Genomic DNA, 16,110 nt, shown 5'->3' with positions numbered 1-16,110 from the left:
AATTTTACTAAAAATACAAATAATGAAATTTTATGCCGTTTTTAGTGTTAATTTCTAGCGTTGGAGCTGGAATCTTTATAAAATTAATAACAGAAAAGACGGATTTAAGTAGTTTTGATTTTGTTGGAATTTTAACTAAATCGATATCGAAGCTTAAATAAAACTGTCTGTATGGATTTTGGAGGGTAGAATTCTGCGCATTATTGTTTCCAAATAGCATTCCTTCTGCTCCATAGCCAAGAGCAATATTTAGCCATTTAGGAAAGTTACCTTCTTTGTTAAAAGACCAAACGTTAGTAGAAAGCCAATATGTTTGTCCATTATAATCTTTTAGGGCTTGTTGTATATAATTTTCACCTAAGGTTTCGGGTCTTTGTCTAGCAAATCTAGTTTGATGAAAAGAATACTTCACTATAATACGTTGCTCATTCCATAGTAGTTCTTGGCCAATAAGCAAAGCACTTCCGGCTGCATTCGCTAGAATATCTCCAGGTGACGCTCCCCATTGTTTAGAAAAACCATCTAAAACTTCTACAGCAGTTAAAAAAGCGAAACCATAAGTTGCTCCGTAAATTAATTGATTTTTTTTAGAAACTCCAGCCCAGTCTAAAGCGTCCATTCCTATTTTTCCTAAATAATAAGATGTCATAAAATGGCCTATTTTATCCATTTGTTTCCAATCATTATTATCGTTTATAAAGTGAAAGTTAGATCTAGGATAACCTTTATACCAAAGTTCATTTAAGGCAAGTAGAGTGCCTCCAGTTATCACACTTTTGCTTATTACTACTGCGTTTCTTCTATTAGTATTAAGTGTATCTGATTTTTTAAAAAAAGAAGAACTCTGAGCATTTGTGTTGATAGAGAATAGTAAAGCTAGAAGCAAAAATGAAATTTCTAGTTTGTAAAAAATAATCTTTACTGTATTCACACTATTAATTATTAAAACTCATGATGTATTTCTTTGGTGTAGTACCAAACTTCTTTTTAAAAGCAGCAATAAAGTGACTAGAAGTACTGTAGCCTACTTTTATTCCAACTTCATTAACATTATATTGGTTGCTTTCTAAAAGTCTTCTAGCGTGTTCCATTTTATAGTCAAACAAAAAGCTATAAACTGTGTCTCCATAAATTTGTTTAAAACCTTCTTTAAGTTTTTTGATATTCAATCCAATTTCATTAGCTAAATCTTGTAAACTTGGGGGTTCAGACATTCTGTCTATAATGATCTCTTTAGCTTTACGTATTTTAATAACATTTTGTTCATCAACTAAAAAGGGACAATATTCTCCTTCAACATTTTCACCCTTTTGAAAGTGTAAACTTAATAATTCGTATACCTTACCTTTTACATATAGTTTTCTGATAGAACTATTAACGTTAGAACCAATTATTTGTTGTAACACAATAGAAACAGTTGGTTTTATTTCTGTGTCGTCATAATATTTTCGATTGCTATTTTCATCACTTAAAAAAGGGATATAACCTGATTCTTTTGAGAAAAGTGAGTGAAATTTTTCAATAGAAATTAACAACGAAACAAGCGTTGTTTTTGGTTGAATTTCTAGGTGAATAGGTAGTGTTCTTTGTGGGTTGTACAGTAAGATAGATCTGTTATCTAATACATCAAAAGCATATGTGCTATCGTTAAAAAGAAATTTAGAGTTTCCTCGTAAACAAAAATGAATTTGAATAAAAGTACTATTTATGGGTCTTTCAAAAATTTGAACATCTTTGCTTTCATTCTGAAAATGAAGCACATAAAAACCATCTTCTAATACAATTTCATCTAAAGTACTTTCTCCGACATTTTTAAACATAAAATATGAGCTTAAATAGATTATTTTTATTTAGAATGATTCTATATAAATAACTTGTAAAACCTTGAAATCATTACAAAAATAAGCTTTTTTGTAATTATTTTTGTTAAAAATCATTCAAAAAACATATAACGTTATAAAAAGTACTTTAAGCGACATTTTTTTTAAATTGAACTTTTTACTTTTGACCAACTTTTACAAAAACATGCAAGAGGCAAAGCAAGAGCACTTTTACAATATAGGAGTTAGTTATAAAAAAGCTGACGCTAAAACACGCGGTAAGTTTTCTTTATCTAAAGAAAATCAAAAAGCATTGTTAGTTTCTGCAAAAGAAAAAGGGTTTCAAGGAGTTTTAGTTTTATCTACCTGTAACAGAACTGAGATTTCAGGTTTTGCACAAAGACCTTGTCAGTTAATCGAATTGCTTTGCGAATTTTCTGAAGGAACAATAGAGGAGTTTGCAAAAGTCTCTAATATATATACAAATCAAGAAGCTATACAGCAATTGTTTAGAATTGGTACTGGTTTAGAAAGTCAAATTCTAGGAGATTATGAAATTGTAGGTCAGCTAAGGCAATCTTTTAAAATGGCAAAAACCTTGGCTACCACCAACGGGTATTTAGAAAGGTTGATTAATTCTGTTTTACAAGCTAGTAAGCGTGTTAAAAATGAAACTAAGTTAAGTTCAGGCACAACTTCAGTTTCATACGCTGCGGTGCAATACATTATAAAGAATTTGCCAGATTATAACTCAAAAAATATTTTGGTTTTTGGCTTGGGTAAAATGGGGAAACATACGTGTAAAAATTTAGCAGAATATACACAAAACAAACAAATTTGCCTAATTAATAGAACTGAAGAAAAAGCAACTGAGTTTGTTAAAGAACATGCTTCTATACGAAAAGCATTATTTGAAAACTTGTCTGAGGAAGTAGCAAAAGCAGATGTTCTTATTGTTTCTACGGGTGCAGAAAAACCAACGATTACCAAAACGCATGTTGCAGAAAATAGAGAGCTGTTGGTTTTAGACTTGTCTATGCCAGAAAATGTAGCAAAAGATGTTTCAAATTATAAAGGTGTTACCTTAATTAATGTAGATGAACTGTCAAAAATAACAGACGAAACATTAGCCATTCGTCAGCAAGAAGTTCCTGTGGCAGAATCAATCATAGAAACCCACAAGTCAGAATTTAACAATTGGCTAAACCAAAGAAGATTTACACCTACAATTACAGCGTTAAAAAAATCTTTAGAAACTATAAAAAACGACGAGATTAATTTTCAAAAGAAAAAAATAGCAAATTTTGATGAACATCAAGCAGAGTTGTTAGCGTCTCGTTTTATTCAAAAAATAACTACACAATTTGTGAAGCATCTTAAAGATGAAGAAACATCTGTTTCACAAAGCCTTCAAGTAATTAATAAGGTATTTCAATCTTAATAAAAGATGCAAAAAACTATTAGAATAGGAACTCGCGATAGCCAATTAGCGCTTTGGCAAGCAAACAAAGTACGTAAAGAATTGACAGAATTGGGGTATGATTCTGTAATAGTTCCTATAAAATCTACAGGAGATATCGTACTAGATAAACCATTGTACGAATTAGGGATTACTGGAATTTTCACAAAAAATTTAGATATTGCTATGTTAAATGGAGATATAGACATAGCTGTACATTCTTTGAAAGACGTACCAACTGTTTTGCCAGAAGGTATAATTCAAGCAGCTGTTTTAAAGCGTGCTAACTATAATGATATTCTTGTTTTAAAAGATACAGAAGAGTTTTTTGGACAACCAAACGGAGTTATTGCAACAGGTAGTTTACGTAGAAAGGCAATGTGGTTAAACCGTTACCCAACTCATAAAGTTGTAGATTTAAGAGGTAATGTAAATACACGACTTCAAAAACTAGAAGATAACGATTGGAACGGAGCTGTATTTGCTGCTGCAGGTTTAGAAAGGATAGGAATAAGACCAAAAGGAGCCATTTCTTTAAGTTGGATGATTCCTGCTCCTGCACAAGGTGTTATTATGATTGCTTGTTTAGAAAAAGATGACTTTGTAAAAGATGCTTGCGAACAACTAAACCATTACGAAACTCAGGTTTGTGTTGGTATAGAACGCGATTTTTTAAATAAATTAGAAGGAGGTTGTACTGCACCAATTGGAGCGTTGGCTTATGTAGATGAAAAAACTGAAGAAATTAATTTTAAAGGGGTATTGCTAAAAAGAGATGGTTCTAAAAAAATTACAGTTACCAAAACCGCTAAAATGGGGCGTCATCGTTTTTTAGCCAAAGATTGTGCAGATTATGTAATCAATAGAGGAGGAAAAGAATTGATGTTAGAAGATGAATATGTTTCTTTAATACAACACACAATATATTCTACCAAAAAATTATCTGAAGCTCAGAAAAAAAGTTTGCCTCATACTATAGGTATTCAAGATAGCGACTTTATTAAAATAAGATTCAATAGAATTTCACCAAAAGTGATGAAAAATGAAATTGAAAATGTTGTTATTACAAGTCAAAACGGTGTAGAAGCCATCTTACATTCTTTTGCTAAGGATGAAATTAAGTTTAAAAACATCTATTGTGTTGGTAGAAGAACAAAAAAATTAATTGAAAATAGAATAGGTAAAGTTGCTCATGTAGCCAGAAATGCTAAAAAATTAGCAGAATTTTTACATAAAGAAGCTAAGGTAAAGGAAGTTACTTACTTCTGTAGCGGAATTAGGTTAGATATTTTGCCTGCATATTTAAATGATTTTGATATTGTTGTAAACGAGGTAGAAGCCTATAAAACAATGTTAAGTCCTGTAAAAATAGAGGAGGCTGTTTCTGGTGTTTTATTTTATAGTCCATCAGGAATAGAAAGTTATTTAAAAGAAAATATTGCAAATAAGACTGCGTTTTGCATTGGAGAGACCACAGCTAAAGAGGCAAAAAAACACTTTAAAAATGTAGAAGTTGCCACAATGCCAAATGTAGAAAGTGTTTTAGAATTGGTTAAGAATCATTTTAGTTCATAAAAAAATGTTTAGAACAAGAAGACTCAGAACATCAGAAGGAATAAGAAGATTAGTTAAAGAAACAAAGTTATCTGTAGATGATTTTATTTATCCTTTATTTATAGAAGAAGGAGAAAATATTAAAACAGAAATTGTTTCTATGCCTGGTATTCATCGTTTTTCCTTGGATAGAATTTCTGAAGAATTAGATGAGGTTACCCAACTTAATATACCCGCAGTTTTACTTTTTGGAATTCCTTCCAAGAAAGATGATGAAGGAACAGAAACTTGGAATGATAATGGAATAATGCAACAAGCAATTCGTTTTATCAAGAAAAATTATCCTAGTTTATATGTAATTACTGATGTTTGCTTTTGTGAATACACATCTCATGGACATTGCGGAATTATACATAACAATGATGTAAATAATGATGCTACTCTTGTAAATATTGCAAAACAAGTAATTTCTCACGCTAAAGCAGGGGTAGATATGGTGGCGCCGTCAGGAATGATGGACGGTACTATAGATATGATTCGCCAATCTTTAGATAATACAGGATATACAAATTTGCCTATAATGGCCTATTCTGTAAAATACGCATCGGCTTTTTACGGTCCGTTTAGAGATGCCGCAGACTCTGCACCTACTTTTGGAGATAGAAGAACCTATCAAATGGATCCCTCAAATAGAGATGAAGGTATGCGAGAAGCTACTTTTGATGATCAAGAAGGCGCAGACATTTTAATGGTAAAGCCAGCATTGTCTTATTTAGATATTATAAGAGATTTAAAAAATAATTTTGACAGACCTATTGCATGTTATAATGTAAGTGGTGAGTATGCAATGGTAAAGGCTGCTGCCCAAAAAGGTTGGATTGATGGAGAAAAAGTGATGATGGAGAGTTTACTATCTATGAAAAGAGCAGGTGCAGATATTATCATTACCTATTTTGCCAAAGAAGCAGCGAAAATTTTAAACAAATAGCATTTAGCAGTTTGCTGTTAGCAATCTGCTAATGGCTAAAAGCTAATTGCAAAAAGCTATAAAATGAAGTTCAAAAAATCAGAAAAATTATATAAAAAAGGATTAAAAAATCTTGTTGGCGCTGTAAATTCTCCAGTAAGAGCTTTTGCCTCTGTTGGTGGAAATCCGCTATTCATAGAAAAAGCTAAAGGAAGTAAAATCTATGATGTTGATGGAAATGAATATTTAGATCTAGTAGTTTCATACGGGCCAATGATTTTAGGGCACAGACATAAAAAAGTAGAAAAAGCTGCAAAGAAAGCATTAAAAAAAGGCTATTCTTTTGGAGCATCTACAGCAGCCGAAATAAAATTAGCAAAAATAGTTTGTGATGCGTTTCCAGAAATGGATAAAGTGCGTTTTGTAAATTCTGGTACAGAGGCTGTTTTAAGCGGAATTCGTCTTGCAAGAGCATATACAGGAAAAGACAAAATTATCAAGTTTTCAGGCTGTTATCATGGGCATCAAGATGCATTATTAGTTGCAGCAGGTTCTGGTTTGGCAACGTTAAGTTTACCTGGTTCTAAAGGGGTGCCAGAAGGCGCTGTAAAAAACACATTAATTGCAGAATACAATAACTTAGAAAGTGTAAAAGCGCATTTTGAAAAGTACGACGATATTGCAGGTGTAATTATAGAACCAATAGGAGGCAACATGGGGGTAGTTGTACCTCAAAACAACTTTTTAAAAGAGTTACAAGAATTAGTGCAAAACAATAATGCTCTTTTAATAGCAGATGAAGTAATGACCGGTTTTAGATCTACCTTTGGTGGAGCGCAAGAAAAACTAGGTGTTGTTGCGGACATTACTTGTTTAGGTAAAGTTATTGGAGGAGGTTTCCCTGTGGGGGCTTACGGAGCAAGAAATGAAATTATGGAAAATGTTGCACCATTGGGAGGAATGTATCAAGCAGGCACCTTATCTGGAAATCCGATTGCTATGGCCGGAGGAATTGCAACTTTAACCGAGTTGAAAAAACAAAATCCTTATGATAAGTTTGAAGAAATAGGAGCAATTATAGAAGTGATATTACTTGAAACTGCGAAAAAATATAATGTTGATTTATCGGTTAATAGGTTTGGGTCTATGATAAATCCATTTTTTACAAACATAAAGGTTACAAATTTTGAAGAAGCACAAAGTTCTGATACAGAGAAGTTTGCTGTTTTCTTTTGGGAGATGATAAAAAATGGGGTGTTTTTACCTCCATCTCAGTTTGAAGCATGGTTTTTAAATTCGGAAATTACAGAAAAAGATATTCAGGTTTTCTCTAATGCTGTTGATAAAGCAATAGGAAAAGTGGCAAATAGCTTTTAGCCTTTTGCTTTTAGCTCTTGGTAAGTTATGAGAAATTTTAAAGATCTAAATATTTGGTTACAAGGAATAAGCATTGTTAAAGAAATTTATGGGTTATCTCAAAAACTTCCTTCAAACTAAAAATTTGGATTAATTAGCCAAATTAATAGAGCAGCAGTTTCTATTCAATCAAATATAGCAGAAGGTTGTAGTAGAAATAGCGAAATTGAATTTAAAAGATTTTTAGAAATTGCCATGGGTTCTCTTTTTGAAGTTGAAACTCAATTAATAATTATTCAAGAATTAGGATTAATAAATCCTGAAGAATTAAATAGTATTTTTGAATTAATTGCTAAAGAAGGTAAAATGATAAACGGATTAATCAAAACGATAAAAAATAGCTAAAAGCCTATAGCTAAAAGCTAGAAGCTAATAGCCAAAAGCTATAAGATGATAAAAAACGATTTATTTTTAAGAGCACTTAAAGGAGAAACTGTAGATAGACCTCCGGTTTGGATGATGCGTCAAGCAGGACGTTATTTGCCAGAATTTATGGAAATCAAAAAGAAATACGATTTCTTTACACGTTGTCAAACTCCAGAGTTGGCCTCAGAAATTACGGTTCAGCCTATTCGAAGATACGGTATGGATGCTGCTATTTTGTTTTCAGATATTTTAGTCATTCCTCAAGCGATGAATATAGAGGTAGAAATGAAACCTAATTTTGGACCTTATTTGCCAAACCCAATTCGCAATCAAAAAGATTTAGATTCGGTAATTGTTCCAGATATTCAAGATTCTTTGGGCTATGTTATGGATGCTATAAAAGCAACGAAAGAAAAACTAAATGATGAAATTCCGTTAATTGGTTTTGCTGGCTCACCTTGGACAATTTTGTGCTACTGTGTACAAGGTCAAGGCTCAAAAAACTTTGATAAAGCTAAGGAGTTGTGTTTTACAAATCCTATTGTTGCGCACAGTTTATTGCAAAAAATTACAGATACTACTATTGCTTATTTAAAAGCAAAAGTAGTAGCTGGTGTTAATGCTGTTCAAATTTTTGATTCTTGGGGCGGAATGTTATCACCAACAGATTATCAAGAGTTTTCGTGGCAATATATTCAACAAATCATAAACGCTTTAAAAGATGATGCCCCAGTTATAGCTTTTGGTAAAGGTTGTTGGTTTGCTTTAAATGAAATGTCAAAATCTGGTGCTTCTGCATTAGGTGTAGATTGGACCTGTTCAGCAAGAAATGCCCGCTATTTGTCTGGCGGTAGCATTACATTACAAGGTAATTTTGATCCATCAAGATTATTATCTCCACCAAGCGAAATTAAAAGAATGGTACATCAAATGATTAATGAATTTGGAAAAGATAGATACATTGTAAACTTAGGTCATGGAATTTTACCAAACATCCCACTAGAAAATGCAAAAGCTTTTGTAGATGCCGTAAAGGAGTATAAAGCGTAAAAGATGTCTTTCTACAGGATGCTTAAAAACCTAAACTATAAACTTCTCAGTCATGTTATAGTGTGGTTTGTAAAGCATCCAATATTTATGTTAGCAACAATAAAAGCAACTTTTTACACATTAAAAATAACTCAAAAAAAATTTCCAGATATTCATGATAAAAATAACAAAGCCAACGCTTTTCGTCATGCTTTATGGAATGTTTTAATTGCAAAACAGTGTGCAAAATTTAGTACAGATTACAGAGTTGTATTAAATTGGACCAAAAAAATTACAGATTGGCACGAAGATTTTTCTGTAAATGAAGAAATGGCTCGTTTGATGGATTTGCATAACAATGTTTTTGGAAGAAACAAGTTTTTACCGTGGAAAGAAGAAACTGTAAACTCAATTGTAGAACTTTTAATAAAAGAGCTTTCAAATGCAATTTTAGTCACAAAAAAAAGTGAAATTAAAAAGTTAGTTCATAAACTTATTTATTTAGAAAAATAGCTTAATTTTAATAGATTAGAGTTTATAGTGTAAATATTCAACTTAAAATATACAACATGTTAAAGCCTTTAAAAAACGTAATAACCAAATATTTATTACTAAAAAGAGGATGGTCTCCACAACAAAATCTTTTTTATGGGTTTATTACATATATTATTCTAGGTGCAATTTTACTAAGTCTGCCTTTTTTTCAAAAAACTTCTGCTTCTATTTTAGATCATTTTTTTATAGCTACTTCAGCAGTTTCTACAACAGGTTTAGTTACAATATCTATTTTTGATACCTATAACTTTTTTGGGCAATTTGTGATTCTTGTGTTAATACAATTAGGAGGTATAGGTTATTTGACCTTTACAACATTTATGTTGTTGTCTACCACAAGAAGATTAACCAATTGGCATAAAAAAATACTATCTACAGAGTTTACACTACCAGTAACTATCAAAATAAAGGACTTTTTAAAATCTGTAATTCTATTCACTTTAATTATGGAAGTTCTTGGGGCTATTTTGTTTTTTATAGCCTTTAAGCAAGAAGGTATGGAAACTATAGAAGCTCTTTGGTCCTCTATATTTCATAGTGTAAGTACGTTTTGTACTGCTGGTTTTAGTCTGTTTAATAACAGTTTTATGGATTATGCAGATCATAATTTTATAAACTTTATCATTTCTATGTTGGCTATCTGTGGCTCTTTAGGGTTTATTGTGATTACAGATTTTGGCCTAATGATTAAAGATAAAACACATACCTTAAGTTTTACCTCTAAGATTGTGATGTATGGTTTTATAATTTTACTAAGTTTTGGAACCTTTTTCTTCTATTTTTTTGAACCATCAATTACAGCTTTAGGATCTGAATCAAGATTTTTGACTGCCTTTTTTCAATGTATGACTGCCATGACTACAGTGGGTTTTAATACGGTAGATTTTGCAGGTTTTTCGCAAGCTATGGTATTAATTTGTGTTATTTTAATGTACGTTGGTGCTTCTCCTTCAGGAACCGCCGGAGGAATTAAAATAACCACATTAACTGCAGTTTTTTCCATTTTAAAAAGTAGGATAAGAGGTGATAGACAAATTACTTTTTTAGGAAGAACAATACCTTACGAACGCCTGTATATTGCAACATCGGCATTTATTTTTTATACTATAATTATTGTAATAGGAACCTTTTTGATTACTTTTTCAGAAACTTTTGCCTTTAAAGATATTTTGTTTGAAGTTGCATCAGCGCTTGGTACGGTTGGTATAAGTAGGGGTATTACAGGAGATTTATCATCATTTGCAAAAATTGTAATTATTGTAATAATGTTTATAGGAAGACTAGGAGTGCTTACTTTTGGATTAGCTATTTGGTCTAAAAATATTACAGAAAAAGAGCGTGATGTTTTAAAAGAAGATATTGCAGTCTAAATGCTTAACGGTATAGTTTTAGGAATTCAGGGATATGTTGGTGCTTTTGCGTTAATTGCTAAATTAAAATTATGGAAATTTTTTGCAATACCAGTTTTAATAAGTCTAATCACTGCAGTTTCAATTGGACTTTTTGCTTATGGGCTCTCTGATGATATTGGTGAATTTATAGCTAAATTTTGGATGTGGAATTGGGGTAAAGAAACCATGAATAGAATTGCATCTTTCATTGCATTGGTAGTTGTCTTGATAATAGGTGTGATTGTATACAAACATATTATTCTTGCGTTGTCATCGCCCTTTATGAGTCCGGTCTCAGAAAAGATTGAAATTCATATAAATGGTAGTTTGCAACAAAATATAACAAAAAAAACTTTTCAAGAGCAGTTATGGAGAGGTGTTAGAATTAGTGGTAGAAATCTCGGAAAAGAACTATTAATTACCTTGCCAATATTGTTGTTAAAATTTATTCCTGTTGTAAATATTTTATCAACAATTCCTTTATTTTTGGTTCAAGGATATTATGCAGGTTTTGGAAATATAGATTATACTCTAGAACGGTATTTTAGCTATAAAGAAAGTATTGAATTTGTTAAAAAAAATAAAGGTTTAGCCATAGGGAACGGATTGGTATTTGTGTTGTTTTTGTTGATTCCTGTAGTAGGGGTAATTTTTGTTTTACCATTGTCTGTAACTGCTGCATCTGTAAAAACAATTGAGTTGTTAAATAAAGAAAATGGATAATGATTGTAGATATAGAAACTCATAGATTAGAATTACTTCAAGAAAAAGACTATTGGAAAATTTGCGATTTTATGGTTTCTAATGAAAACAGGTTTAAAACGTATTTACCGTCAACATTAGCTCAAAATTTAACTCCAGAATTATCCAAACAATTTATAAAAAGTAAAATTCAGTTGATTGATGAAAGTAAAGAGTATGTTTTTGTTTTAAAAAATACAATTGACAAAACTATAGATGGAATTTTTTATCTAAAAGAAATAGATAATGTTAAAAAACAGGCAGAATTTGCCTACGGTATAGGTTATCAGATTAAAAATAAAGGTTTTGCTACTAAGGTTGTAAGGAAATTGTCAAACTTTGCTTTCTTAAAATTAAAGCTAAAAAAACTACAAATTATTTCACATAAAACAAATATAGCTAGTATTAGAGTGGCTCAAAACTGTAACTTTAGCTGGATAAAAACATTAGAAAAATCATTTACTCCACCAAATTCAAAATCACAAGATATGGAGTTATACGAATTACATTATGAAAGATAAATTTTATAAATATATAGAAAGTCTGCAAGATAAAATTACATCCACATTAGAAAAAGTAGATGGAATTTCTAAGTTTCAAGAAGATGTTTGGCAAAGACCAGAAGGTGGGGGAGGGAGAACGCGTGTCATAGAAAATGGAAATATTTTTGAAAAAGGAGGGGTTAATATTTCTAAGGTCTTTGGAGAATTGCCTGAACCCTTGCAAAAGCAATTTGGTGTCAAAGAAGGTAATTTTTTTGCATGTGGATTAAGCTTAGTTCTGCACCCAATAAATCCTTTTGTACCAACGGTTCATGCTAATTGGCGTTATTTTGAAATGTATGACGAATATGGAAATATTGTAACACAATGGTTTGGAGGTGGACAAGACTTGACTCCTTATTATTTGTTTAATGAAGATGCCATCCATTTTCATACTGTTTGTAAGAAAGCTTGCGACAAACACAATTTAGATTTTTACCCTAAATTTAAAGAAACGTGCGATACCTATTTTTGGAATGCACATAGAAATGAGGCTCGTGGAATAGGTGGTTTGTTTTTTGATTATTTAAAAGAAGTAAAAGATTTTTCTATAGAAGATAGGTATAACTTTGTAGCGGAAGTAGGTAATAGTTTTTTAGAAAGTTACGTGCCAATTGTGCAGAAAAGAAAAGAAACACCATATAAAAAACCACATAAAGATTGGCAAGAAATAAGACGTGGACGTTATGTAGAATTTAATTTAGTGCATGATAGGGGCACGCTTTTTGGTCTAAAGACTAACGGAAGAATAGAAAGTATATTAATGAGTTTACCCCCAATAGTGCAGTGGAAATACAATCATCAACCAGAAGAAAATTCTGAAGAAGCAAAATTATTAGAGGTATTGGCGCAACCTAAAAACTGGATTTGATTTTGAAAATGTTATTACACAATTTAAAAATAGGATAAAAATGTAAACTCTATTTTTTTTATTTTGTAATTGAAATTGTTAATAACTATAAGAAAACATATTTGTTAAAGGTAGATTATGCTATAATGATACTGATTTATGACAATGTGAGATTATTGTTTTTTGGTTGATAAAATTTTTTATATAATATCAAGTTTTACTTTATTTAATTAGCCTTTAAGGCAATAGTTTGTTTCTTTATTGCAGTTAAGTAATTTAAAATTTTTAGGTCTATCTAAATAGGAAGTACTAACTCTATGAACTTAATTGTTTGTAAACAAATACACTTTTCACTTATTAACAATTGTTAATAAGTGAAAAGTGTAAATAGTTTTGATATCTTAAAATTTCCTAATTTGTATACACATCTATCAACTAAAAATTATGATACAGTACATACAAGTAAAACGGTTATTATTCTTAATTTTAATTTTTTCATGTAACCTTGGTTTCTCGCAATCAAATAATCGAATAGATAATTACAAACTTAACCAAGACTTTGGTAAAATTATTCAAGATTTATCAGACAAATATGTTCATTTAGAAGATAAAAAGACAGATTTTGATTGTGTAAAAGAAACATATTCTTATTTACTTCCTAATGTAACAACCAATCAAGAAAAAATTCTTCTTTTTGAATATATGCTGAATGAATTTTACGATAGTAATTTAATTTTACATACAAAAACAAAAACATCTTATAGATTAAATTCTCCTTTCTATCTCAAATTAAAAAATAACAAATTCTACATTCAAAATATTTGGTACTCACAAATTGAAGATTTTGGTAAAAATATTATTGGTGCAGAAGTCTTAAATTTTAACAGTAAAGAGTTTAATAAGGTGATAGGTAAATTTCCTGCACAATGTGTTAATAAAAATCTTCCAGAAGTACGAGAGTGGATAGCTAACAAGATTGTATCAGGTAGATATCATGAGTCAAGAATACTAACGTTAAAATTAGCTGATAATAGAAAGATTAGTCTAAACATAGATCATATTAAAGTAAAAAAAGAAAAAAAGCTTTTATCTGTATCAAATAAAAACGGAATAGCTGTAATGAGAATAAATAATTCTTTTGACAATATTAATCTAATAAAACAATTTGACAGAGAATTAAATAAAAATTTAGATGCTAGAGGATTGATTTTAGACCTAAGAAACACTATAAGTGAAGGAAATCCACATATAGCTAAAGCTTTAATAGGTAGATTAATAAATGAAGAAATGCCTTATCAAAAAAATAGATCAAAAGACAAATTAAAAAATAATGTTGAAATTATAAGAAGTTGGACAGAGTATGTGAATCCAAGAGGAATTCAATATGATAAACCAGTAATTGTCTTAGTAGGAAGATGGACAGCTAATGTAGCAGAGGCTATGGCGGTTAGCTTAGAAGGAATGAATAGAGCTAAAACGGTAGGAACAGAAATGAGAAAACTATCAGGTTCCGCCAAAAACTATTCTTTTATAAATCATAATTATGGTTACAACCTTACTTCTTATGCATCATTTCAGATTAATGGCTCTAGAAGAGAAGATTTTGTGCCAAAATTTAAAGTGGTTCAAAGAAGTGTATTAAAAGATGAGGTTTTAAATACAGCATTTAATTTACTTAAAAACAATAAACAAAATAGTTTTATTACAGATATTAATGTAAATAAAAATATTGTTTCTAAATTAGATAAATAAGAAATTTATTTAGAGATTAAGTCATAAGTTTTAATATATAGAATATTCACAAGAAAACAATATTTATATATTTTATAGTTTTAGAGGCTAAACTTAAGGTAATAAGTAAAACTAGTTATTATGTTATAATCAGTTATGAGACTTAAAAATAAAACTTTATTCATAAAAATTTATTTTTAAGTCTTATGTTTTATGAATAATTCAAAATAGTAAAATTTATTTACAATAATTTTCACATTATAAAACATAAACAAACGTTGGATTTTTAGTATTTTTGCATTCTGAAAAAATAGAATATTATGGCAAGGTTTGAGTTAAAATTACCTAAAATGGGCGAAAGTGTTGCAGAAGCAACAATTACTTCTTGGTTAAAAGAAGTTGGAGATACCATTGAATTAGATGAAGCTGTAGTAGAAATTGCAACAGATAAAGTAGATTCTGAAGTGCCCTCTGAAGTAGAAGGAACCCTTGTAGAAATTTTATTTGAAAAAGAAGATGTTGTAGAAGTTGGACAAACCATTGCTATTATTGAAACTGAAGGAGAAAGTAATAGTAATGAAGTTATTATAGATGATAAGGTTGAGGTTACTGATAATTCAGTAAATGTAAACGAAGTTGAAAAGACTATTCAAAAAGCTGAAGAAATTCTAAATCCTATTGCAAAAACTTCAGAATCAGGTAGATTTTATTCGCCATTAGTCAGAAACATAGCTCAAACAGAAGGTGTCTCTATAGAAGAATTAGAGTCTATTTCTGGTTCTGGTAAAGATGATAGAGTAACTAAAGAAGATATTCTTAATTATATCAAAGATAGAAAATCAATACATACAACATCTAAAGAAGTAGAAAAATCTAAAGTTGTAAAAACAGAGAAAACTGCAGAAAAAACAGTTGCCAAGTCTGTTGTACCTATTCCTGTAAGTGGTGAAGATGAAATTATAGAAATGAGTAGAATGGGGAAGTTGATTTCTAAGCATATGGTAGATTCTTTGCAAACTTCTGCCCATGTTCAATCTTTTATAGAAATAGATGTTACCAATATTGTAAAATGGCGTAATAAAGTTAAAGATACATTTTTAAAGAGAGAAGGAGAAAAATTAACTTTTACTCCAATTTTTATGCAAGCAGTTGCGTCTACAATAAAAAAGTATCCTCTAATTAATATTGCTGTTAATGGAGATACCATCATTAAAAAGAAGAATATTAATTTAGGTATGGCTGCTGCTCTACCAGATGGTAATTTAATTGTTCCTGTAATAAAAAATGCAGATCAACTAAATTTAGTTGGTATGACAAAATCTGTAAATGATTTGGCTAATAGAGCAAGAAACAATGCTTTAAAACCAGATGAAATTCAAAACGGAACATATACGGTTACTAATGTGGGTAGTTTTGGCTCGGTTTTAGGTACACCTATAATTAACCAACCTCAGGTGGCTATCTTAGCATTAGGGGCTATACGAAAAGTTCCTGCGGTTATAGAAACTCCAGAAGGTGATTTTATTGGAATACGACAAAAAATGTTTGTATCTCATTCTTATGATCATAGAGTTGTTAACGGTGCGTTAGGTGGCATGTTTATTAAAACTTTAAAAGATACATTAGAAGCTTGGAGTCTTGATCAAGATTTTTAGTGTTTTATTTTTTTAAGTTTTTTTTAACAAAAAA

At 30.4% G+C, this 16,110-nt stretch carries 15 protein-coding genes; 13 read left to right on the top strand and 2 right to left on the bottom strand.

Going from position 1 to position 16,110, the window contains the following annotated elements; all coding sequences use genetic code 11:
- Nucleotides 1-7: 7 nt before the first annotated feature.
- Together DUT90_RS05295 and DUT90_RS05290 are read right to left on the bottom strand one after the other, a co-directional pair.
- Entirely contained in the window at nucleotides 8-931 is a 924-nt protein-coding gene (locus DUT90_RS05295; RefSeq protein WP_258848501.1) for a YfiM family protein, read from the bottom strand.
- A 4-nt stretch (nucleotides 932-935) separates the two neighbouring features.
- A complete protein-coding gene (locus DUT90_RS05290) occupies nucleotides 936-1,820 on the bottom strand; it encodes a helix-turn-helix transcriptional regulator (protein WP_114426074.1) in 885 nt (294 codons plus the stop codon).
- Between the two features lie 205 nt (nucleotides 1,821-2,025).
- Here DUT90_RS05290 and hemA point away from each other — a divergent pair, with 205 nt between their 5' ends.
- The 13 genes from hemA (at nucleotide 2,026) to DUT90_RS05225 (ending at nucleotide 16,076) form a co-directional block, all read left to right on the top strand.
- Complete coding sequence (gene hemA / locus DUT90_RS05285) at nucleotides 2,026-3,261, top strand: glutamyl-tRNA reductase (RefSeq protein WP_114426328.1); 1,236 nt, start codon at nucleotides 2,026-2,028, stop codon at nucleotides 3,259-3,261.
- A gap of 6 nt (nucleotides 3,262-3,267) precedes the next feature.
- A complete protein-coding gene (hemC, locus tag DUT90_RS05280) occupies nucleotides 3,268-4,854 on the top strand; it encodes a hydroxymethylbilane synthase (RefSeq protein ID WP_114426072.1) in 1,587 nt (528 codons plus the stop codon).
- A 4-nt stretch (nucleotides 4,855-4,858) separates the two neighbouring features.
- Entirely contained in the window at nucleotides 4,859-5,821 is a 963-nt protein-coding gene (gene hemB / locus DUT90_RS05275) for a porphobilinogen synthase (protein WP_114426070.1), read from the top strand.
- Nucleotides 5,822-5,884: 63 nt separating this feature from the next.
- On the top strand, nucleotides 5,885-7,177 hold the full coding sequence (gene hemL, locus DUT90_RS05270) for a glutamate-1-semialdehyde 2,1-aminomutase (RefSeq protein WP_114426068.1): 1,293 nt from the start codon (nucleotides 5,885-5,887) through the stop codon (nucleotides 7,175-7,177).
- 132 nt (nucleotides 7,178-7,309) lie between these two features.
- Nucleotides 7,310-7,561, top strand: coding sequence for a four helix bundle protein (locus DUT90_RS05265; RefSeq protein WP_258848511.1), 252 nt, complete (start codon nucleotides 7,310-7,312; stop codon nucleotides 7,559-7,561).
- A 45-nt stretch (nucleotides 7,562-7,606) separates the two neighbouring features.
- Entirely contained in the window at nucleotides 7,607-8,632 is a 1,026-nt protein-coding gene (gene hemE, locus DUT90_RS05260) for a uroporphyrinogen decarboxylase (protein WP_114426067.1), read from the top strand.
- Nucleotides 8,633-8,635: 3 nt separating this feature from the next.
- On the top strand, nucleotides 8,636-9,124 hold the full coding sequence (locus DUT90_RS05255) for a DUF6973 domain-containing protein (RefSeq protein WP_408962303.1): 489 nt from the start codon (nucleotides 8,636-8,638) through the stop codon (nucleotides 9,122-9,124).
- A 56-nt stretch (nucleotides 9,125-9,180) separates the two neighbouring features.
- Nucleotides 9,181-10,536 carry a TrkH family potassium uptake protein gene (locus DUT90_RS05250; protein ID WP_114426064.1) on the top strand — a complete coding sequence of 452 codons (1,356 nt, stop codon included), beginning with the start codon at nucleotides 9,181-9,183 and terminating at the stop codon, nucleotides 10,534-10,536.
- A complete protein-coding gene (locus tag DUT90_RS05245; RefSeq protein ID WP_114426061.1) occupies nucleotides 10,537-11,280 on the top strand; it encodes an EI24 domain-containing protein in 744 nt (247 codons plus the stop codon).
- Complete coding sequence (locus DUT90_RS05240; RefSeq protein WP_114426060.1) at nucleotides 11,280-11,819, top strand: GNAT family N-acetyltransferase; 540 nt, start codon at nucleotides 11,280-11,282, stop codon at nucleotides 11,817-11,819. The genes DUT90_RS05245 and DUT90_RS05240 overlap by 1 nt, the downstream gene beginning before the upstream one ends.
- Nucleotides 11,809-12,711, top strand: coding sequence for an oxygen-dependent coproporphyrinogen oxidase (gene hemF, locus DUT90_RS05235; RefSeq protein WP_114426058.1), 903 nt, complete (start codon nucleotides 11,809-11,811; stop codon nucleotides 12,709-12,711). Before DUT90_RS05240 ends, hemF begins: the two co-directional genes overlap by 11 nt.
- A gap of 423 nt (nucleotides 12,712-13,134) precedes the next feature.
- Nucleotides 13,135-14,442: a S41 family peptidase gene (locus DUT90_RS05230; protein ID WP_114426056.1), complete on the top strand. Its 1,308-nt coding sequence runs from the start codon at nucleotides 13,135-13,137 to the stop codon at nucleotides 14,440-14,442.
- Between the two features lie 299 nt (nucleotides 14,443-14,741).
- Nucleotides 14,742-16,076 carry a dihydrolipoamide acetyltransferase family protein gene (locus DUT90_RS05225; RefSeq protein ID WP_114426054.1) on the top strand — a complete coding sequence of 445 codons (1,335 nt, stop codon included), beginning with the start codon at nucleotides 14,742-14,744 and terminating at the stop codon, nucleotides 16,074-16,076.
- Nucleotides 16,077-16,110: the final 34 nt, after the last annotated feature.

Origin of the sequence: Polaribacter sp. WD7 (assembly GCF_003335085.1) — a bacterium.
Lineage (GTDB): Bacteria > Bacteroidota > Bacteroidia > Flavobacteriales > Flavobacteriaceae > Polaribacter.
Note: the sequence above shows the minus strand (reverse complement) of the source record. Positions and strands in the feature narration are given on the sequence as shown.